19 protein-coding genes are annotated in these 19,963 nt (G+C 44.1%); all 19 read left to right on the plus strand.

Annotation, left to right across the window (positions count from 1 at the left end; translation table 11 throughout):
* The first annotated feature begins 19 nt into the window (after nt 1–19).
* The gene (gene ruvB / locus ACPUYX_RS19325) at nt 20–1,048 is read left to right on the plus strand and encodes a Holliday junction branch migration DNA helicase RuvB (protein ID WP_426381308.1); all 1,029 of its coding nucleotides are present in this window, start codon (nt 20–22) and stop codon (nt 1,046–1,048) included.
* Nucleotides 1,049–1,092: 44 nt separating this feature from the next.
* The gene (locus ACPUYX_RS19330; RefSeq protein ID WP_426381244.1) at nt 1,093–2,427 is read left to right on the plus strand and encodes a SpoIID/LytB domain-containing protein; all 1,335 of its coding nucleotides are present in this window, start codon (nt 1,093–1,095) and stop codon (nt 2,425–2,427) included.
* A gap of 26 nt (nt 2,428–2,453) precedes the next feature.
* Nucleotides 2,454–3,476 (plus strand): tRNA preQ1(34) S-adenosylmethionine ribosyltransferase-isomerase QueA, encoded by a 1,023-nt coding sequence (gene queA / locus ACPUYX_RS19335; RefSeq protein ID WP_426381245.1) that lies wholly within the window; start codon nt 2,454–2,456, stop codon nt 3,474–3,476.
* Nucleotides 3,477–3,523: 47 nt separating this feature from the next.
* The gene (gene tgt / locus ACPUYX_RS19340; protein WP_426381246.1) at nt 3,524–4,648 is read left to right on the plus strand and encodes a tRNA guanosine(34) transglycosylase Tgt; all 1,125 of its coding nucleotides are present in this window, start codon (nt 3,524–3,526) and stop codon (nt 4,646–4,648) included.
* Nucleotides 4,649–4,746: 98 nt separating this feature from the next.
* On the plus strand, nt 4,747–5,169 hold the full coding sequence (gene yajC, locus ACPUYX_RS19345; protein ID WP_426381247.1) for a preprotein translocase subunit YajC: 423 nt from the start codon (nt 4,747–4,749) through the stop codon (nt 5,167–5,169).
* 177 nt (nt 5,170–5,346) lie between these two features.
* Complete coding sequence (locus ACPUYX_RS19350; RefSeq protein ID WP_426381248.1) at nt 5,347–6,009, plus strand: HD domain-containing protein; 663 nt, start codon at nt 5,347–5,349, stop codon at nt 6,007–6,009.
* 112 nt (nt 6,010–6,121) lie between these two features.
* The gene (gene secD / locus ACPUYX_RS19355; protein WP_426381249.1) at nt 6,122–7,360 is read left to right on the plus strand and encodes a protein translocase subunit SecD; all 1,239 of its coding nucleotides are present in this window, start codon (nt 6,122–6,124) and stop codon (nt 7,358–7,360) included.
* Nucleotides 7,360–8,313, plus strand: coding sequence for a protein translocase subunit SecF (gene secF, locus ACPUYX_RS19360; RefSeq protein WP_426381250.1), 954 nt, complete (start codon nt 7,360–7,362; stop codon nt 8,311–8,313). Before secD ends, secF begins: the two co-directional genes overlap by 1 nt.
* A gap of 189 nt (nt 8,314–8,502) precedes the next feature.
* The gene (locus ACPUYX_RS19365) at nt 8,503–9,357 is read left to right on the plus strand and encodes a polysaccharide deacetylase family protein (protein WP_426381251.1); all 855 of its coding nucleotides are present in this window, start codon (nt 8,503–8,505) and stop codon (nt 9,355–9,357) included.
* Nucleotides 9,358–9,593: 236 nt separating this feature from the next.
* Nucleotides 9,594–9,719 carry a hypothetical protein gene (locus ACPUYX_RS19370; RefSeq protein WP_047809715.1) on the plus strand — a complete coding sequence of 42 codons (126 nt, stop codon included), beginning with the start codon at nt 9,594–9,596 and terminating at the stop codon, nt 9,717–9,719.
* A 35-nt stretch (nt 9,720–9,754) separates the two neighbouring features.
* Nucleotides 9,755–9,892, plus strand: coding sequence for a hypothetical protein (locus ACPUYX_RS19375; RefSeq protein ID WP_426381252.1), 138 nt, complete (start codon nt 9,755–9,757; stop codon nt 9,890–9,892).
* Between the two features lie 466 nt (nt 9,893–10,358).
* Nucleotides 10,359–10,805, plus strand: a complete 447-nt coding sequence (locus ACPUYX_RS19380; protein ID WP_426381253.1) for a hypothetical protein — start codon at nt 10,359–10,361, stop codon at nt 10,803–10,805.
* A gap of 215 nt (nt 10,806–11,020) precedes the next feature.
* Entirely contained in the window at nt 11,021–11,971 is a 951-nt protein-coding gene (locus ACPUYX_RS19385) for a cation diffusion facilitator family transporter (RefSeq protein ID WP_426381254.1), read from the plus strand.
* Nucleotides 11,972–11,992: 21 nt separating this feature from the next.
* On the plus strand, nt 11,993–14,443 hold the full coding sequence (gene recJ, locus ACPUYX_RS19390; protein ID WP_426381255.1) for a single-stranded-DNA-specific exonuclease RecJ: 2,451 nt from the start codon (nt 11,993–11,995) through the stop codon (nt 14,441–14,443).
* A gap of 17 nt (nt 14,444–14,460) precedes the next feature.
* Entirely contained in the window at nt 14,461–14,979 is a 519-nt protein-coding gene (locus tag ACPUYX_RS19395; protein ID WP_426381256.1) for an adenine phosphoribosyltransferase, read from the plus strand.
* A gap of 26 nt (nt 14,980–15,005) precedes the next feature.
* Nucleotides 15,006–17,225: a RelA/SpoT family protein gene (locus ACPUYX_RS19400; RefSeq protein ID WP_426381257.1), complete on the plus strand. Its 2,220-nt coding sequence runs from the start codon at nt 15,006–15,008 to the stop codon at nt 17,223–17,225.
* A 1-nt stretch (nt 17,226) separates the two neighbouring features.
* Nucleotides 17,227–17,676 (plus strand): D-aminoacyl-tRNA deacylase, encoded by a 450-nt coding sequence (gene dtd / locus ACPUYX_RS19405; protein ID WP_426381258.1) that lies wholly within the window; start codon nt 17,227–17,229, stop codon nt 17,674–17,676.
* Nucleotides 17,677–17,689: 13 nt separating this feature from the next.
* On the plus strand, nt 17,690–18,310 hold the full coding sequence (locus tag ACPUYX_RS19410; protein ID WP_426381259.1) for an MBL fold metallo-hydrolase: 621 nt from the start codon (nt 17,690–17,692) through the stop codon (nt 18,308–18,310).
* A gap of 381 nt (nt 18,311–18,691) precedes the next feature.
* Nucleotides 18,692–19,963, plus strand: coding sequence for a histidine--tRNA ligase (gene hisS / locus ACPUYX_RS19415; protein ID WP_426381260.1), 1,272 nt, complete (start codon nt 18,692–18,694; stop codon nt 19,961–19,963).

Genomic DNA, 19,963 nt, shown 5'->3' on the forward strand with positions numbered 1-19,963 from the left:
ATGAGAGGAGGGGCACAAAATAGAAGAGCGTTTGGTAGCTCCGCAAGAGCAACTTTCGGATCAAGAAGGGGAAGCCCTGCGTCCCAATCGAATGAAGGAATATATCGGTCAAAAAAAAGTTAAAGATAATCTGAGCATCTTTATCCAGGCTGCAGCGACTCGGGGAGAAGCTTTAGATCACGTTTTATTATATGGACCCCCGGGCCTTGGTAAGACAACTTTAGCTAATATCATTGCTTCGGAAATGGGCGTAAGTATACGGACGACCTCCGGTCCGGCAATTGAACGGCCAGGTGACTTGGCGGCAATTCTAACAGCCTTAGAGCCGCGTGATGTCTTGTTTATTGATGAAATTCATCGTTTAAATAGTTCTACTGAAGAAATCTTATATTCTGCCATGGAGGATGGCTGTTTGGATATCGTGATTGGCAAAGGCCCGAGTGCTCGTTCCATTCGCCTGTCTTTGCCTCCTTTCACTTTGGTGGGAGCAACGACTCGCGCCGGTCAGTTAACGTCTCCTTTGCGAGATCGTTTTGGAGTAATAAGCAGGCTGGAATTCTATGAAGTAGAAGACTTGAAGAAAATAATTCTACGGGCCGCAGGTATCTTGAGGTTAGAAATTACAGATGAGGGCGCTGATGAAATAGCTCGTCGTTCACGAGGGACTCCCCGAGTCGGAAACCGCTTGCTAAAGCGAGTCAGGGATTTCGCCTTAGTATGGGAAGACGGGATTGTAACCCAAGCTATCGCCAAAGAGGCTCTCAATCGTTTAGAAGTCGATCCGGTGGGTTTGGACAACATAGACCAAAAGACATTGAGAACGATCATTGAAGCTTTTGCTGGGGGGCCGGTAGGTATAGACACTTTAGCTTCAACAATAGGGGAAGAGGCTGAGACCTTAGAAGATGTTGTCGAGCCCTTTCTTCTTCAGATGGGTTTTTTGCAGCGTACTCCTCGGGGGAGAATGGCAACCGTGAGGGCTTATCATCACTTTGGTTACCCCTTGCCGCAAAAGTTCAGCAACGAGGAGGGCAGTCAAGGCATATAAGCAAGAAAAATGGGGTAATCTGAACATAGAAGGTGTGTGATGACATGCTCTGGAGTGTTCGGCGTTGGTCCTTTTTGTTGCTGGCAATCTTTCTGCTGCTGATGACTCAGGTTAAGATCTGCCAAGCTCGAGAAATTTCGGTGGAGCTCGTTTGGAAATTTGGACAAGCGGGATGGGTTGAAATTCAAGCTGCACAAGGATCGTATCGAGTTGTCAGCGGAACGATGACGTTAAATTTCCCCAAGGGTTCTAGGCTTGAAGTAGGCTGGGGAGGCTGGAATCCAATTTTGAGAGTTAACCAGAGTGATTTCCAAATCTTTAGAGATGCAAAACTGGAGATTATGGAGAAAGATTCCGGCAGTCTCGTTGTAAGAACTCCGGAAGGAAAGTCTGCAGCTTATCGTGGAAGCCTGACTCTGGATTGGCATAAGGATCACTGGAGACTCGTCAATCAGCTGGACAGTGAAGACTACCTGAAAGGTGTCGTTCCTATTGAGATGAGTAATGCTTGGGCTAAGTATGGCTTGGAAGGCTTAAAAGCTCAGGCTGTGGCTGCCCGGACCTATCTTATAAAGCATACCCAGAATCGCAAAACTATTACCGATTCTCCGGATATTGACCAAGCTTATGCCGGTATGAACGTAGAAGGTGAGGCTTCTCAGGCAGTTGAAGCAACTCGAGGGAAGATCCTTGTAGATGCTGACACAGGTCAGCCTATTGAAGCCCTTTATTCAGCTCATAACGGGGGATATGCTGAAGATGCAAAAAATGTATGGGGAAATACAGACCATCATACTTTAGCTCATCCTGATCGATTCTCAGAAGGTATAGGCGGAGCGGCAGACCGTTGGCGTTTTATAATTTCTGCACCGCAGCTCGGCTCTGTTTTTGGCTTAGGGCCTGTTCAAACCATTAACGTAGAAAAATTCCCCTCAGGCCGAGCCCAAAACGTACTGTTAACGGATGAGTTCGGGAGCTCTTTGACGGTTTCGGGACGAAAGTTTGTGCAAGCCTTTTACCCTTTTGGTCAAGAAATTCAAGCGAACGCTTTTTTAGGTACGTTATTTGACGTTCATAAAGTTGCGTCGGAGGAAAAGGCTTCTAAATTGAAGGGAATATCATCTGTTCTTGGAATGTTGAATTATAGAAATAATTCTGGTCCGCTGCTGGCAAAAATCATCAGCTCTTCTCTTGGGGTTCGTGCAGATCCTCAGCCCTATGGCGTTTTTGTTTTTGAAGGGAGAGGCTGGGGGCATGGCGTTGGTATGTCTCAATGGGGGGCCTATCATATGGCGCAATTGGAATATACCTATGAGGAAATTATTCATTTTTATTATAATAATGTGTCGATAAAAACCAGTGAGGAAAAAAATCTTTGAGTCCACAGTTTTAAGGAGAAGATAGTGTGAATGTTTCGGAGTTCGATTTTGACTTGCCGGAGGAGTTAATTGCTCAGCATCCGGTAGAACCGCGGGATGCGTCTCGTTTAATGGTCGTGGATCGGAAGACTGGTTCCATAGAGCATCATACCTTCCGCGATCTCGTTTCACTTCTAGTCTCCGGTGATGTACTGGTACTGAATAATACCCGTGTAATACCTGCACGGTTAATTGGCGAAAAATTAGATTCGCAAGCTAAAATAGAAGTTCTTTTGTTGAAAAGGCTGGAACTTGATGTTTGGGAAGCTTTGGTTAAGCCGGGAAAGCGCTTAAAGGTAGGGCAAAAAGTAAGTTTCGGTCATGGTTTGCTTATAGGTGAACTTCAAGAAATTTTGGAAAACGGTAATCGGAAGATTCGATTTACATATGCGGGAGTTTTCGAAACTATTTTAGATCAGCTTGGGGAGATGCCTTTGCCTCCATACATTACGGCCCAATTGGAAGATCAAGAACGGTATCAAACGGTTTATGCCAAAGAGCGGGGCTCTGTCGCCGCCCCCACAGCGGGACTGCACTTTACCCCTAAGCTTCTTGCCGATCTGCGAGCTAAAGGTGTGGAGGTCGTAGAGATTCTTCTCCATGTGGGATTAGGAACCTTCCGGCCCGTTAAAGTCGAGGAAATTCAGGAACATGTTATGCATTCTGAGTATTATCGCGTGGAAACAGAGGCAGCAGAACGAATTAACAGAGCCAAACAAGACGGCCGACGAGTCATTGCGGTCGGGACAACCGTCGCGCGGACGTTGGAATCAGTAAGTCACCAGGGACAAGTAGTTTCGGGTGAGGGGTGGACGGATATTTTTATCTATCCGGGATATGAATTTAAGATCGTGGATGCTCTTTTGACGAATTTCCACTTCCCGAAGTCAACGTTAGTGATGTTGGTAAGCGCTTTGGCAGGACGAGACCTTATCTTACAAGCCTATAAGATAGCCGTAGATCAGCGATATCGATTCTACAGTTTTGGCGACGCGATGTTTATTCGCTAAGAGAGTTTTAAAGATAATGAGTTTTAGAGATAAAGGAAGTGAAGGTTTTGGCAGCGGTTAATTTGGAAATCCTTAAAGAAGATTCACGAACAAAAGCACGTTTGGGAAAGTTACATACCCCACATGGAGTAATTGATACGCCCGTTTTTATGCCCGTTGGAACGCAAGGGACAGTCAAAGCAATGACTCCGGAAGAGCTTAGGGAGATCGGAGCCGGAATTATTTTAAGTAATACCTATCATCTTTTTTTACGGCCGGGGCAAGAGTTGATCCGGGAAGCCGGCGGACTTCATCGCTTTATGAACTGGGACGGGGCGATTTTAACAGATAGCGGGGGTTTCCAAGTTTTTAGCTTGGGTGATTTGCGCACAATCCAGGAGAGCGGCGTTGAGTTCCGATCTCATATTGACGGATCACGACAGTTTTTAAGTCCTGAGATTGCGACTCAGGTACAGATGGCTATAGGATCTGATATCGTTATGGCCTTTGATGAATGTGCTCCCTATCCCAGTTCCCACGAATATGTCAAAAATTCCTTAGAAAGGACAACGCGTTGGCTTAAGCGCTGTAAAGAAACGTTAACTACAACAGATAGTCAATCGTTGTTTGGCATTGTTCAAGGAGGTATGTATGAGGACCTGCGTCGTCAAAGTGCAGCTGAGGTCACGGAACTGGATCTCCCGGGGTATGCCATAGGGGGACTAAGTGTGGGAGAACCAAAGGAAATCATGTATGAGGTTTTGGATTACACGGTCCCGTTGCTGCCGCTAGAAAAACCCCGTTACCTTATGGGAGTTGGGTCGCCGGATGCAATTATTGAAGGAGTCATGCGAGGAGTGGACATGTTTGATTGCGTACTCCCGACACGTATTGCCAGGAATGGGACTGCCATGACCCGCTATGGGAAAGTTATTGTACGCAACGCCGGTTCCGCCCATGATTTTGGCCCTATTGACCCAACCTGTGATTGCTACACTTGCCGAAACTATTCCCGGGCTTATGTAAGACATTTGCTTAAAGCTGAAGAAATTTTAGGACTGCGCTTGATGACCATCCACAATCTGAGGTATCTCCAAAACTTGATGAGCGAAATTAGAGAGGCCATTCGAGAAGAACGTTTACCTGAATATCGCCAAAAGTGTTTCGCGGATTACGGTTACGAGTTTGATTAAGCATCTCCGGAGAGAAAGTTTCTATTGCTATCAAGGAGAAGGATTTTTGCCATACCGTGGGGAATATGTTCAAAGAATAAATTAAGGGGGATTCAAATATGTCTCAGCAGAACATGTCTTTAGTTCTATACTTTGTTGTCTTTTTCGGGATAATGTATTTTCTTATGATTAGGCCGCAGCAAAAGCAAGCCAAACAACGACAGGCGCTGCTCAATGGGATGCGCGTGAAAGATCGTGTTTTAACTGCCGGAGGAATTTACGGCAAAATTACCAAAGTAAAAGACAATTCCGTAATACTGCAAATTGCGGACAAAGTAGAGATTGAAGTGGCTAAATCCGGGATAACTAGTGTTGAGAACCGGGATATCACCGCCGAGGATGCTAAAAAGAATGGGAAAAAGAATGACAAAAATGATAAGAACAGCAAGAGCGATAAGAGCGATAAGAATAATCAGAATGACACTGGGATTAATCTGGAAAAGGAAGATTCTCCATCGAATTCTAAGCAGGAAAATACCTGAGAATTTTCAGCGTTGTGGGGTAATTAATAATTGCGAATAGGTAATTAGAACAATTGTATAAAAGCAAGTGGTACTTCCTCCACTTGTTTTTTACTACTATGCTGTTGAGGTAATTATGACCTAAGGCTTAACATCGGCTTAGTATACTCGTTTTTTGGGCGGCAGGAGGGGTTTGTTTTGCAAAAAGTAACCTTGCAAGATATTAAAAGTGATCCTTATGTACAAAGTTTAATCGAGGCAGGGAACCGACATCTTGCAGCAATTGGCTATACGGAACATGGTCTCAGGCATGTAGGTCTGATCTCCCATATCGCTTCGAATATCTTGGAAAAAATGGAACATACTGAACGAGAGTGTGAACTAGCGGCCATTGCCGGTTATCTGCATGATATCGGAAATGCAGTCAACCGAGTTTCTCATGCGCAGACAGGGGCGATTATGGCTGCGGGCATTCTGGAGCGGCACGGTATGCATCCTGAAGAAATTGCTCTGATTATTGGGGCTATTGGCAATCACGATGAGACTGACGGTAATCCGGTCAATAGTATTTCGGCCGCCTTGATTTTAGCGGATAAATCGGACGTGCATCGTTCTCGCGTCCGCAATTTGGATCTGGCAACCTTTGACATTCATGACAGAGTAAACTATGCAGTGGAAAAATCATTTTTGCGTGTTTATCCTAAAGAACGGGTTGCTCTGGAACTGACTATTGATACTGAGATCTGCCCTGTTATGGAGTATTTTGAAATCTTTTTGGCCCGAATGTTATTATGTCGTAAAGCTGCCGGATTTCTCGGAACGAAGTTTGAATTAAAAATTAACGAAGTAAAATTGCTGTAATTTCACCAGAAGTCTGTGCTGCTTTAGCTCAGATTGACATTGGAATCCTGAACGTTTTATAATGAGGATTGGCATGGGCAAGTCCCATTCATATTAAAAGGGAGGAAAGCAGATGAAACGGGGAAACATCATCAAACTCGTAACGCTGGTGCTTATAGTAGCTGCGGCAGTAGCTCTATCCATAAAACCCCTTGTGGATCCCAGTAAGGGCATCCCATTGGGACTTGACCTGCGCGGTGGAGTTCACTTGGTTTTACAAGCCGAGCCCAATAAAAGCGGGGCACCAATTACAAATGATGATATGGATAAGGCAAAGGCGATTATCTCCAAGCGGGTTAACGATCTTGGGGTCTCAGAGCCTATTATCCAGACAGATTATAAAAACAAACGTTTAGTATTAGATTTAGCCGGGGTTTCTGATCCAGATCAGGCAGTTAACGTCTTGAAAACTACAGCACAGTTAACCTTTAAGGATCCTAAAGGCAACACAGTTTTGCAAGGTGCTGAACTTACGGATGCTAAAGCAGGTCAGGATCAAAGCGGAGCAGGGGGGTACGTTGTTAACCTAACCTTTTCTTCCGACGGAGCTAAAAAGTTTGGCGATTTAACGACAAAGTATATAGGCCAAAGGATTGGAATTTATCTTGACGATAAATTGCTGACTAATCCGACGGTTAATGTGCCGATTACGAATGGACAGGCGGAGATTACGGGATATTCGACGCTTCAAGCTGCCGCTAATGATGCTGTGCTGATGCGTTCAGGCTCATTGCCGGTAAGTATGTCGATTACTGAAAAACATCAGGTAGGAGCGTCTTTAGGGATTGACTCTTTGCACAAAAGTATTCAAGCAGGAATTTATGGTTTGGTCTTTATCTTTCTGTTTATGCTTGTGTTTTATCATTTGCCTGGAGTCGTCGCTGATTTTTCCCTGGTTGTCTACGGACTCATTGTACTATGGGTTTTCTGGATGTTTCGAGTTGTACTTACCCTGCCAGGAATAGCCGGGTTCATTCTTTCGATAGGGATGGCCGTCGATTTCAATATTATTATCTACGAAAGAGTTAAAGAAGAGGTCCGTGCCGGAAAATCACTGCGAGCTGGTGTTGAGTCAGGTTTCAGCCGTGCCTTCATCACAGTTATTGATGCTCACGTTACTACATTGATCGCCGCTTTGACTTTATTTTACTTTGGCACAGGGACCATTAAAGGATTTGCAATGACTCTGGGAATTGGTATTGTTGCCAGTCTGTTTACGGCACTTACCTTTACACGTTTAGTCTTACGTTTAATTGTCGGGATAAGCGCAAAATTAAATCCGGCATGGTTTGGCGTTAGGAGGGATGTATAATGGAAAAAGGACATCAAGGGCATCCGGCAACTTATGAAGAAGTTCAAAAAATACATCCGCTCTACTTTAATATCGTTAAAAAACGTTATTGGTGGTTTGCACTTTCGCTGTTAGTTATTGTCCCAGGAATCATTTCCCTCTTTATGCACGGTTTAAATTTGGGCATTGATTTCAAGGGCGGAACAATGATTGAAGCAAACTTTACTAAAGCCGTGACTCAGAGTGCTATAACCGATACTATGAAATCCGTCGGACTTAGTGGTGAAGTTCAATTATCCAATGGAAATAAATCAGTTCTGATTAGAACAGAAGCCCTTCAGCAAGAGAAGCAGACTCAATTAATGACGGCTTTGCAGAAGAAGGTTGCTGATTACGATAAAAAGACACTGCAAGTCGATGAAGTTGGACCGTCCATGGGACAAGAACTTACCCGCAATGCTTTTTGGTCCTTACTCATTGCCATGGGTTTGATGATAGCCTATATATCCTTCAGATTTCAGTTTGTTTTTGCCATATCCGGGATTATTGCCTTACTGCATGATGTCTTAGTCGTTGTCGGCCTGTTTTCGCTGTTTCAATGGCAAATCGATTCTACGTTTGTGGCAGCAATCCTGACGATTTTTGGATACTCTATTAATGATACGGTGGTTATCTTTGATCGGATTCGTGAGAACGAAACTCGGATGCGACGCGGAGACAGCTATGAAGATATGGTTGATAAATCCGTATGGCAAACCATGCGCCGTTCTGTGAATACGGTTGTAACTGTTTTAATTGCTCTGTTTTCAGTGTTTATTTTAGGAGGGGAATCAACAAAAGTTTTCTCTCTGGCCATGTTGATCGGGGTATTTAGCGGAGCTTATTCCTCAATTTTTAATGCGAGTCAGATACTTGTTGAAATTAAAACTCACATGAAAAAGCCGACTAAAGGCGGTAAAGCTGTTCGCGCCTAATTGCAATCAGCCAAGAATAAGAAAACGACCCTAAGAATTCGTCTTAGGGTCGTTTTTCTGTACTTTGGGGAAGCATAGTGGGAGTGGTTCCCATACCTTGCTTTAGGGTTCACTGGAGGAGTTTGAAGTAAGAGTAATTGTGGTAAACTATACAATAATTAACTATTATTTCTTTAATGGAGAGGCGCGATGATCAAGAAAACCATCGGACCGTTAATCTTAATAGTCCTGATACTAACTTCCAGCGGCTGTACTTTCAAAAAACCGACCTTGAACAGCGCTAAAGTTCAGGCTTCAAATTCTTCCGCGTTGCTTGTCGATATATTGCCATCCCCGAAATTGTCTCCTACTCCGCAGGATAACAGAATTAATACGCCACCCCGATCTATACCTGTTCTTTATTATCATTCTATTATGAGAGAAGCAAATAATGAAGTAAGAATGCCACCTGAACAATTTGAATCCCAAATTGTCTATTTACATGAACAGGGCTATCAGAGCATTACCTTAAATCAATTATACCAATCACTGTATCAAAGCGGTGCTCTTCCTGAGAAGCCTTTTGTGATTACCTTTGACGATGGATATGAAGATAATTATCAAACGGCGTATCCTCTTTTAAAGAAATATGGGTATACGGCTACGGTCTTTATGATTTCCGGTTATATAGATGAGAAGGGTTTTTTGACTTGGCCCCAGCTTAATGAGCTTGCCGATAATGGCTGGGATATAGCAGATCACACTAGGAGTCACTCCTACCTGACAAAATTGTCTCCCTTGAAGGTTTTAAGTGAGCTGGAAAGCTCCAAGAAAGCTTTAGAAAAGGGATTAGGCCATTCCGTCGATTATTTTGCCTATCCTTATGGGGATTTAGATAGTACGGTAGTTCAAGCAGTGAAAAAAGCGGGGTATCTCATGGCTTTTACAACTCTTCGCGGTTGGGCTGATTCTAATACAAATGCTTATCATGTTCATAGAGTATACTGTTATGCAAATATGGGAACGAAGGAGTTTATTCATCGGCTGCAAAATCCCAATTATTAATACATTCCTCAACTGGGCTGTAACCTTATAACTATAAAACCGTGCATGTAAGTGGATGAATTAAACCACTATTTACGCATGGTTTTATTCACTTTATGAGGGGCGTCTGTGCCTTTTGCAAAAGCCTCTCGTGTCAGGTAAAAAAAAGAATCTGAGTAAAATATTAACAATATTGGTCCTATGGCATATGTTAAAGTGAGCCCGGAAATAAACGTTTCAAATAGGAGGTAGTTAGTATGGCATTCGGAGCAGGTCCTGTTGACGGTGTTGATGGAGTTGTATGCACACCTAATTTCTTACCAGGAATTGCTGTTGTAGTTGTGATTATTCTTCTCTTAATCGCAATGGGTATTGTGTTTTAATACGTTTCTTCTGAATGGAATAAGGAGGGGTATTTATGTACGGATATGGTGCTGCCGGATACGGAGCTGGATGCTGTGCACCTGTTGCTCCTGTAGGAGTTGGCTGCGGGGTTGGTGTTGGCATTATTGCTATTGCAACTCTTATTCTTATCGCGCTGGGAGTTATATTCTAAACTAGAATTTTAGATATAAAGAGATTGAAGGAGGTTATAAAAATGGCTTTTGGAGCAGCTGGAGTTGGATGTGGAACTGGTGTCGGTGTTGGTGCAGGTATTGGAATCGTCGTTGTCATCATTCTTTTGCTTATCGCTTTAGGTATCGTATTCTAAGTAAAACAAGTTCGGGGGTGATTTAATGTACGGTTATGGTTTTGGTAGTTGTGTAGGAGCTGGAATTATTGCTATCGCGGTCTTAATCTTGATTGCTTTAGGAGTTATCTTTTAAGTTAAGATAGATTAGGTTAAAAATAAGGTTAGAAGAGAAGGGTGTAACATGATCGTTATACTCTTCTCCTGTTTGTCCACTAACTAAAAGATTAAGGTACCGACCTGCTAACTATTGCGCTAAATACAGAAATGGATTAGATTGGATAAAATCGGCCATACTAGCAGCAAAGAAAGGTCGGGGGCGAGCGGGTGAATGAGATTCATTCAGTTAGTTATATTTGAGGTCCTTTTTCTTTTTTCTGCAGGATTAATTTTTTTTGGAGGAATACGAGGAACTGTAGCCGCTGTAGCTGTCCTTTCAATAGTAAACTTAGCGGTGCATTCACTAGGACAATTCTGGCATTGGGAAATTCCCTTATTTTTTGGAGGACTTTTTGGCGTTTTATCACTGCTTATTCTTGGCAAAATAACCAGCAGAACCAAAATCGTCAGTGGTTTAGTTGGGGGATTAATTGGCTTGGTTGTCTTTGGTGCATTTTTGACGCCGGTGGCGGCCATTTTTATCTGGATTCTTGTCGTGGGAATGGGCTTAGTTCCCAAAAGCGACAGCCGACAATTCCTTTGGGGCTTTGCCCCGACAATCATGCGCATAATTCTTGGTATTGGAGGAATTATTTTTGGAAATTTTATGACTTTGTAGAAACGTTGGTAACAAAGTACTAATAAAAGGCTTGCTATAAGTTGCACTATTTGTTATTCTTGTCATATACTGAAATTGTCAGGCATTATAGCTGGGCTCGCTAAGGTTGGGGCAGCGGAGAAATCCGTGGGACTTCTTTTAATTAAGAAGTCCCATTTCTTTATAAGTTCTTAGGGCAAGTTTAGGGGATTTGCCGGAAAGCGAGGACAAACATAGTGAATGAAAAGACTCAGGTTGCAACCCTGTCGGTAGTATCAAATACCTTTCTTACTCTAGCAAAAGTTATAATTGGATTAATGGGTGGCTCCATAAGTATTTTATCCGATGGTATTCATTCCGGAATTGATCTGATTGCTTCATTTATTGCTCTTTTCGCAGTAAGACAATCCGAGAAACCGGCTGATTCACGTCATGCCTATGGACATGGAAAAATCGAAAATGTTTCAGGTACGATTGAAGCGCTTTTGATTTTCTTGGCGGCCATTATGATTATTTATGAATCGATCCAGAAAGCTTATTTAATTTGGGCTGGCGGCAGCTTAGCCCTTGATAATTTAGGGATAGGTCTCGTTATAATGGGGCTATCAGCACTTATTAATTTCTTTGTATCGGCTCAGTTAATGAGAGTTGCTAAACGAACGGATTCCGTCGCCTTAGAAGCAGATTCCCTGCATTTACGAACGGATGTTTATACATCGGCGGGTGTTTTCTGTGGGCTTTTACTAATGAAGATTACCGGCTGGTTAATCTTAGATCCTATAGTGGCCTTGGGGGTTGCGCTGCTGATTATTAAGGCTTCCTTCGACTTAACGAAAGAAGCATTTTCCCCTCTTGTTGATGTCAGTTTGCCGGAGACAGAGCGGGAGATAATAGCCGAGGTTTTGAGGCTTCATGACGGGGAATTCGTGGAATTTCATAAACTGAGAACTCGCAAGGCAGGCGCAGAAAGACATGTCGACTTACATTTAGTTGTCCCGAAATATACTACTGTGGTTGACGTTCATGACCTGTGCGATCAGATAGAAGAAGAAATTAATAATAAACTTCAGGGGACCCATGTTTTGATTCACGCTGAGCCTTGCAGCAACAGGGGAGAGCAATGCCCTCTTGAAGGCGGTGCAAGTCTTACCTGCCAACATTGCCAGAAACCAAAGGGTAAATTATAATGGTAATCTAGGGGGTATAATGTGAAACGAATATGGGCATTGAAATCAACACCAGAGCATATGGCAAAAACTATCAGTAAATCCCTTTGTCTTTCTACGATCGTTTCAGATATTCTCGCACAAAGGAAACTTCAAGATCCTGAGAAGGTTATTGAATTTTTGCATCCAACAGTTTTAAGTTTAGCTTCGCCTTTCTGTTTTCAACATATGAAGCGAGTTATAGAACGCATGACGTTGGCCTTAAAAAGCCAAGAAAAGGTACTGGTCTACGGAGACTATGATGTTGATGGCGTTACTAGTACCGCTTTATTATATAAAGTTCTGACGGACCTTGGCTTTCAGGCCGTAGCCTATATTCCTCATCGCCAAGATGAGGGGTACGGTTTGCATGAAGGGGCGATTAGACGAGCCGCTAAAGCAAATGTCAAGGTTATTATTACCGTTGATTGCGGAGTAACTGCAGTTTCCGAAGTCACTATTGCCCGGGAACTGAATATTGATGTTATTATTACAGATCATCATGAACCACCTGAGCTTTTGCCGGAAGCTTACGCGATATTAAATCCTAAGATTGCTGATTCGGGCTATCCCTTTCGTGATCTTGCCGGTGTGGGCGTCGCTTTCAAACTAGCTCAGGCTCTTATTCAGTCTTTAGGGAATGGCGGCACAGAATTCCAGACCGAAAGAAATCTTCTTGATCTGGTAGCTCTAGGAACAATTGCTGACTTAGTGCCTTTGATCGGTGAAAACCGGGTTTTCGTCTATCATGGCCTTCGCCAAATGGAAAAGTCCCGTCACCCGGGGTTAGATGCTCTTCTCGAAGAATGCGGCCTCAAGAACAAACCTCTTAAGGCCGGGCAAATAGGGTTCATGGTAGCGCCAAGGATTAATGCCGCGGGACGTATGGATAGTGCCCGCGAAGGACTTGAACTCCTCTTGACAGAGGATTCAGCAGGAGCAGCAGAGCTTGCACGTTTGTTAACGAAGGAAAATCAAGCAAGGCAAGATACCGAGAAAGAGATTTTGACTGAAGCGATTGCTATGCTTGAGAAGGACCCGCTGCCTAGAGTTATTGTACTTTCGTCTGATCATTGGCATCATGGAGTGATTGGGATTGTTGCCTCTCGTTTAGTGGAACGATATTATCGACCGGTATTTATGATCTCAGAAGAAGGAACGGAAGCTAAAGGGTCGGCCCGAGGAATTCCTGGCTATCCTGTATTGGAACAATTAAAAACTCAGGCTGATTTATTAATTAAATTTGGAGGACATAGCGCGGCTGCGGGGTTTTCTCTTTTAACAGATAATATCCCAGGCTTGAGGGAAGGACTTAATCAACAAGCTAAAGCCTTTGAAGAATCACTTTTTCAAGAGGTTTTACATATTGATCGCAAGGTCTCCCTTAATGAGATTTCCTCCGAACTGCTTCATGAACTTGACCAATTAGGCCCTTTTGGTTTTGGTAATTCCGGTCCGATTCTAGCAACGCAAGGACTGGAAGTTTATTCCTTGAATGCAGTAGGCAAAGAACGAAATCATTTAAAATTCCGTTTCGGAAATCATGGTGAACACGAGGGAATCGCCTTTCGCTTAGGCGACAGGATCTCTGAATTATCAAACTCACCTAGGTTGGATGTGGCCTTTAGCTTGGATTGGAACACATTTCAGGGTCTCGACAAAGTGCAGTTAATGATTAAGGACATCTTGCCGAAGGCGGATTTGGTTAAGGATGATTATGACGGTTTTCTTGAGAACGATGAAAACCAGGTTGGGGAACAAATTGCTGTTGCACAGGAAAGTGATGATATTCTCTGGATGAACTGGGAAGATTTCTTTCCTGATGCATGGTCAGTGGAGGAGAGAAGACAAATTTGGCTCTGGGATGCTTTACAGAGCGAATCTCAATGTCAACCTTGGGAGGACAACTTAATCCGCAAGTATTTCCCTTCAGCTTCAAAGCATAAACAATCGCCTTCCCACGCCGATCTGAACAATTTAAGAGTAAATGATGGCTTGGGGTTAATCCTTGGTCTTCCGCTCTCAGAAGAGGATTTTGAAGAAGCAATTAAAAAGCTGCACGAACTGGGGATCTATCAAATGGTCGTCGTTGGCTGTCAAGAAATTCAAGAAGAAAGGGTACGAAAACGATGCCGACATTTAACACGTGACGAACTGATTCAGTTTTATCGGGAACTTAGAAGTTTGGGACATGAACGAAACCCTTTTGAGGTTTACCTTGACTCAGAAATGAAGCAGGGTATGAGGATAGCTCTTGAAATTTTTGAGGAATTGGGGCTTATTCGCTGCCTTGGCGGAAGCGAAAAGATTACCTTAGAGTTAATACCGGTTAACGTCAAATTGGACCTTGATACTTCGGTTCGTTATCGATATAGTAAACAACGGTATGAACAAGCTATAAGCTTTCAAAGAGCATTTATAGAGAAGTTAAAACTTCGAGGTGAAAATCGATAAGGAAGGGCGGCAAAATTATGAATTTTAGTGAACACATCCGTGTCATAGCTGATTTTCCCAAGGAAGGTATTTCGTATAAAGATATTACGACACTCCTTAAAGAGGGCGGCGTTTATCGGGCAGCTGTTAACGAAATGGTTGAGAAAATTAAGCCTTGGAAGCCCGATTTGATTGTCGGTCCCGAGGCTCGGGGATTTTTGCTGGGCGCACCTGTTGCTTATGCCTTAGGGATAGGCTTCGTACCTGTAAGAAAGCCAGGAAAACTGCCGGCTCAAACCATTAGTGAAACCTATGCACTGGAGTATGGATCCGATACCTTGGAGGTCCATGCGGATGCGATTCATTCTGGTGAACGAATCGTTATTGTTGATGATTTGCTTGCTACCGGCGGGACTATGTCGGCAACGGCAAATTTAATAACAAAAATCGGTGCCGAAGTTGTGGGCATGGGTTTCCTGATTGAACTCACGTTTTTAATGGGACGTCAAAAATTAGTGGATTATCCTATTTTCTCTTTGGTTGAATATCAAGAGTAACTTGCTTCTTAGAGAGGAGTTCCCCTATGTCCTTCGCGGAATTATGGATAAAACTGCAAAAGACGACTCCACAAGCACGCCTGGCTATTGTGGACAAGGCCTATCGATTTGCTGAGAAAGCCCATCGCAATCAACTTCGCAATTCAGGAGAAGATTATATCCTGCATCCCCTGGAAGTCGCGCAGATTTTGGCAGATCTGGAAATGGACGAGGCTACAATTGCCGCCGCATTGCTTCATGATGTGGTGGAAGATACAGAGTACACCATCACAGATATCGAGAAAGAATTTGGCTCGGAAATTGCTTTGTTAGTCGACGGAGTCACAAAGCTGGGAAGAATTGCTTATAAAAGTAAAGTTGAACAGCAAGTTGAGAATTTGCGCAAAATGTTTCTGGCTATGGCCAAAGATATCCGTGTTATTCTCATCAAACTTGCCGATCGCCTGCATAATATGCGCACCTTGAAATATCATTCTGTGGAAAAACAGAAAGAAATTGCTCAGGAAACCTTGGAGATATTTGCCCCCTTGGCCAATCGGCTGGGGATATTCCGCATAAAATGGGAACTGGAGGATCTTTCCTTCCGCTATCTTAAGCCCCAAGAATATTATGATTTGGTGGAAAAGATTGCCTTAAAGCGACGTGAACGGGAAGCCTATATTAATGAAGTCATTGTTCAGATGCGAAAACGGTTAACTGAAGTTGACATTTATGCCGATATAGCGGGACGTCCGAAACATTTCTACAGTATTTACCGTAAAATGATTACCCAGCATAAAGAATTAAGTGAAATTTACGATTTAATGGCTATTCGGGTAATTGTGGAGACCGTCAATGATTGTTACGGTGCTTTAGGCATTATCCATACCCTTTGGAAACCCATTCCCGGCCGCTTTAAAGATTATATTGCCATGCCCAAGCCTAATATGTATCAATCTCTCCATACCACCTTAATAGGTGAGCATGGAGAACCTTTTGAAATTCAGATACGGACCTGCGAAATGCATCGAACCTCTGAGTATGGTATTGCTGCCCACTGGAAATATAAAGAAGCAAGCAACAAAGATTGTGCCAGCAGTGCTGGAAGCAGGTCGGCGGCTAGTGTCAATTTCGAGCAAAAGCTGTCCTGGCTGAGGCAGCTTCTGGAATGGCAGCATGAATCCAGGGATGCCGGGGAATTTATGGAGTCCTTAAAGATCGATCTCTTTGCTGATACCGTTTTTGTCTTTACGCCTAAAGGGGACGTTGTAGAACTGCCAGCTGATTCCTGTCCCGTAGATTTTGCTTATCGAGTACATACCGATGTGGGACATCGCTGTGTCGGAGCAAAGATTAACGGCCGTATCGTTCCTCTGGATACGAAGCTGACCAACGGAGATATCATAGAAATTCTTACCTCCAAGCAAGGAGGATGTCCAAGCAGGGATTGGCTTTCCTTTGTCAAAACATCGCAGGCGAAGAACAGAATCCGCCAGTGGTTTAAGAAGGAACAGCGTGAGGACAACATTATACGCGGCCGCGAAAGTTTGGAAAGAGAGGTCCGAAAACTTGGCCTGGATCCTTCGGAAGTCTTGAAGACGGAGAGCCTTTTAGCCATAGGCAAGAGTCAAAATCTGGTAGGCATTGATGACTTGTATGCTTCTATCGGAGATGGGGTATTGACTCCCAATAAGGTTTTGATGCGCCTGCGTGAAGATTTAACCAAAGAAGAACGAGAAAAGATGCAATTAGCTGCGCTGCAGCAAAACGAAGGCAAAACTCCTTCCCAGAGTCATTATGGGAAAGCTTCACACGGTGTCATGGTCAAAGGCGTCGACAATGTCTTAGTGCGTTTTTCCCGTTGTTGTAATCCTTTGCCGGGTGATGCAATCATTGGTTATATAACCCGCGGACGCGGAGTTTCCATTCATCGGCAAGACTGCAGCAACATATTGAATCACTCACAAGAGGAGAGGGATCGGGTCGTTGAGGTTGTCTGGGCCGAACAAGTAGATTCTACCTATCCGGTGGATATTAAGATCCATGGGCTGGATAAACCGCGGTTGGTAACTGAAATTATGAATACTGTCTTAGATACCAGGACTCATATCCTGGGAATTAATGCTCGAGTAGGCCGGGATAATATGGCTCATATTCAGCTGCGGGTAGAAATTCGCAATCTAGAACAGCTGAAAATGGTGATGCACAAAATTCGCAAGATCAAGGACATTACGGATGTCGAGCGGATTCACTCAGGAGGAAAGTAACATGCGCAGTGTTGTTCAGCGTGTTAAACGCGCCTCGGTAAAAGTAAAGGGAGAAACGGTCGGAGAAATTTCCTCAGGGCTTTTGGTTTTATTGGGTGTAGGGTTAAAGGATCAGGAGGCAGACGTTGCCTGGATGGTGGATAAAATAAGCGGGCTGCGGATATTTGAAGATTCGGCTGGAAAAATGAATCGTTCCCTTCTGGATACGGGGGGAGAAATTTTGTTAGTTTCGCAGTTTACGCTCTACGGGGATTGCCGGAGCGGAAAACGGCCAGGCTTTTCGGCCGCTTCCCCGCCTGAAAGGGCAAAGATTCTTTTTGAGCAAGCTGAAGAAGGGCTTCGCAACAAAGGATTACACGTCGAAACCGGCGTATTCCAGGCGGAAATGGACGTTGAACTAGTTAATGACGGACCGGTAACGATTCTCTTGGACAGCGAAAAAACGTTCTAAAGGAGGCTTAATAATGATTGATGGACGTGCGGTGGGTCCTATGGGGGCAAATTGTTATATCTATGCTTGTATGGAAAGCAAGAAAGCCGTATTGATCGATCCGGGAGCTGATGGAAAAAAGATTCATCGTTGGGTTATGGATAAAGGTATGCATATCGACTATATCTTATTAACCCATGGGCACGTAGATCACATTGGAGCCGTCGATGAATTAAGGGACCTGCTGGGAGATGTTCAAGTAGGGATACATTCAGGGGATGCTGAAATGCTGACTGATGGCCGAAAAAACCTCTCCAGTTATTTTGGCCCAGGGGTAGTTCTCAAGAGTGCCGATTTCTTCTTGGAAGATGGGCAGGAAATTTCAGTTGGCAAAGAACGATTGAAAGTGATCCATACTCCCGGTCATTCTCCTGGAGGGATATGCCTATGGAGTTCGGAAGGATTGTTCAGCGGAGATACTCTTTTTGCCGGATCCATCGGAAGAACTGATTTCCCGGGAGGTTCCATGGAATTGCTCATTCGTGGGGTCAAAGAGAAGCTCTTCACTCTTCCTGACAGTACCCGAGTATTGCCCGGACATGGCGAAGAGACAAGTATCGGGGAAGAGAAACACGATAATCCTTTTTTAACGTAACAACGTTCTCTAAGGGTGTTGCATAACAGAGGGACGGCCTGCACATTGACAAATAGCAATTATTTGTTACAATAGTGGATAAACTATTATGTATACATTATGTTGAAGTATTTCTATTCATCAAGACCGCTTGGAAGCTATGGCGTATAACTTTCTACAGGGAGGGCTAGCGTGACTGGAACTAGCCTGAGAGATACGTGATAGGACAGCTAAGCGGGAGTAGCTGATACTGCGGATGGTCTCGTTAACGACTGAAAAGTGGGCGGATAAATTCCGTCAATAAGGGTGGCACCACGAGAAGTTCTCGTCCCTTGCTCAAAGCAAGGAACGAGAACTTTTTTTACGATCAGAATGTATATTATTTCCTAAGGAGGAACGACCATGGCGATTCAACGACCAAAAGGAACTCAGGACTTGCTGCCGGGGACCGTCGAACAATGGCAATACCTCGAAGAAACGATTCGGAGGGTTTGTCGGGACTATGGGTATGAAGAAATACGAACGCCAATTTTCGAGGCAACGGAACTATTTCAGCGAGGAGTCGGTCAAACAACAGATATTGTAAAAAAAGAAATGTATACTTTTTTAGACAAGGGAGACCGGTCGATGACCTTACGACCGGAAGGCACAGCTTCGGTCTGCCGGGCCTATGTTGAGGACAAGCTTTATGGCCAATCGCAGCCGGTTAAGCTTTATTACACTGGACCAATGTTTCGCTATGAGCGTCCGCAAAGCGGACGATTTCGCCAGTTTCACCAGTTTGGAGTGGAAGTCTTAGGCGCCGATCAACCTATCGTTGATGCCGAAGTCATTTGTTTAGTTTGGGATTTGTATCAAAGGCTCGGATTAAGTGGCTTGGAAGTGCATCTTAATTCGGTAGGGTGTCCAACCTGCCGAGCTGCTCACCGGGAGCAATTGCAAAGGTTCTTGACGACTCGCAAGTCCGAATTGTGTCAGGACTGTCAGGAACGTTATGAGCGAAATCCTCTGCGGATACTGGACTGCAAAAATCCCAATTGTCAAGCGGTAACGGAAGGAGCGCCAACGACCTTAGATACCCTTTGTGATGATTGCCGAGGTCATTTTGAAAAAGTTTTAAGTCTATTATCTGGGGCTGGAGTGGCCTATAGGGTTGATCCCCGCTTGGTTCGAGGGCTGGATTATTATACTAAAACGGCTTTTGAAGTCATGGTGGAGGAAATCGGGGCCCAGAGCGCTATCTGCGGAGGCGGCCGTTATGACGGTCTTGTCGAAGAAATCGGCGGACCGGCTACTCCGGGCATCGGTTTTGCGATGGGATTAGAGCGGGTCTTAGCGGCCCTTCAAGTCCAGGGTAAATTCCCTGATACTAAGCCAAAACTTTTTGCTATGCTTATTGCCTTGGGAGACAAGGCTCAAAACGAAGGGTTTGCCATTATGAATGCTTTACGGGGAAAAGGGGTTCCGGTAAGCATGGATCTTCTGGGCCGCAGCTTAAAAGCGCAGCTGAAAGCTGCCGATCGTGAAGGCGCAGAGTTGGCCCTTATTTTGGGAGAAGAGGAGTTGGAACGACAGGTTCTTCTTCTCAGAGATTTAAACTCAGGAGAACAAACCGAAGTTTCTTTGTCTAAAGCCATTGAAGTCATCTATACGAAGCATCAGAGAGGAGTTTAA

Origin of the sequence: Desulfosporosinus sp. SYSU MS00001 (assembly GCF_049943955.1) — a bacterium.
Lineage (GTDB): Bacteria > Bacillota > Desulfitobacteriia > Desulfitobacteriales > Desulfitobacteriaceae > Desulfosporosinus.

Excerpts from the sequence above, each read along its gene's own strand:
- ACPUYX_RS19330 (WP_426381244.1), top strand. The coding sequence starts at position 1,093 with ATGCTCTGGAGTGTTCGGCGTTGGTCCTTTTTGTTGCTGGCAATCTTT.
- yajC (WP_426381247.1), top strand. The coding sequence starts at position 4,747 with ATGTCTCAGCAGAACATGTCTTTAGTTCTATACTTTGTTGTCTTTTTC.
- secD (WP_426381249.1), top strand. The coding sequence starts at position 6,122 with ATGAAACGGGGAAACATCATCAAACTCGTAACGCTGGTGCTTATAGTA.
- secF (WP_426381250.1), top strand. The coding sequence starts at position 7,360 with ATGGAAAAAGGACATCAAGGGCATCCGGCAACTTATGAAGAAGTTCAA.
- ACPUYX_RS19365 (WP_426381251.1), top strand. The coding sequence starts at position 8,503 with ATGATCAAGAAAACCATCGGACCGTTAATCTTAATAGTCCTGATACTA.
- ACPUYX_RS19370 (WP_047809715.1), top strand. The coding sequence starts at position 9,594 with ATGGCATTCGGAGCAGGTCCTGTTGACGGTGTTGATGGAGTTGTATGC.
- ACPUYX_RS19375 (WP_426381252.1), top strand. The coding sequence starts at position 9,755 with ATGTACGGATATGGTGCTGCCGGATACGGAGCTGGATGCTGTGCACCT.
- ACPUYX_RS19380 (WP_426381253.1), top strand. The coding sequence starts at position 10,359 with ATGAGATTCATTCAGTTAGTTATATTTGAGGTCCTTTTTCTTTTTTCT.
- ACPUYX_RS19395 (WP_426381256.1), top strand. The coding sequence starts at position 14,461 with ATGAATTTTAGTGAACACATCCGTGTCATAGCTGATTTTCCCAAGGAA.
- ACPUYX_RS19400 (WP_426381257.1), top strand. The coding sequence starts at position 15,006 with ATGTCCTTCGCGGAATTATGGATAAAACTGCAAAAGACGACTCCACAA.
- dtd (WP_426381258.1), top strand. The coding sequence starts at position 17,227 with ATGCGCAGTGTTGTTCAGCGTGTTAAACGCGCCTCGGTAAAAGTAAAG.
- ACPUYX_RS19410 (WP_426381259.1), top strand. The coding sequence starts at position 17,690 with ATGATTGATGGACGTGCGGTGGGTCCTATGGGGGCAAATTGTTATATC.
- hisS (WP_426381260.1), top strand. The coding sequence starts at position 18,692 with ATGGCGATTCAACGACCAAAAGGAACTCAGGACTTGCTGCCGGGGACC.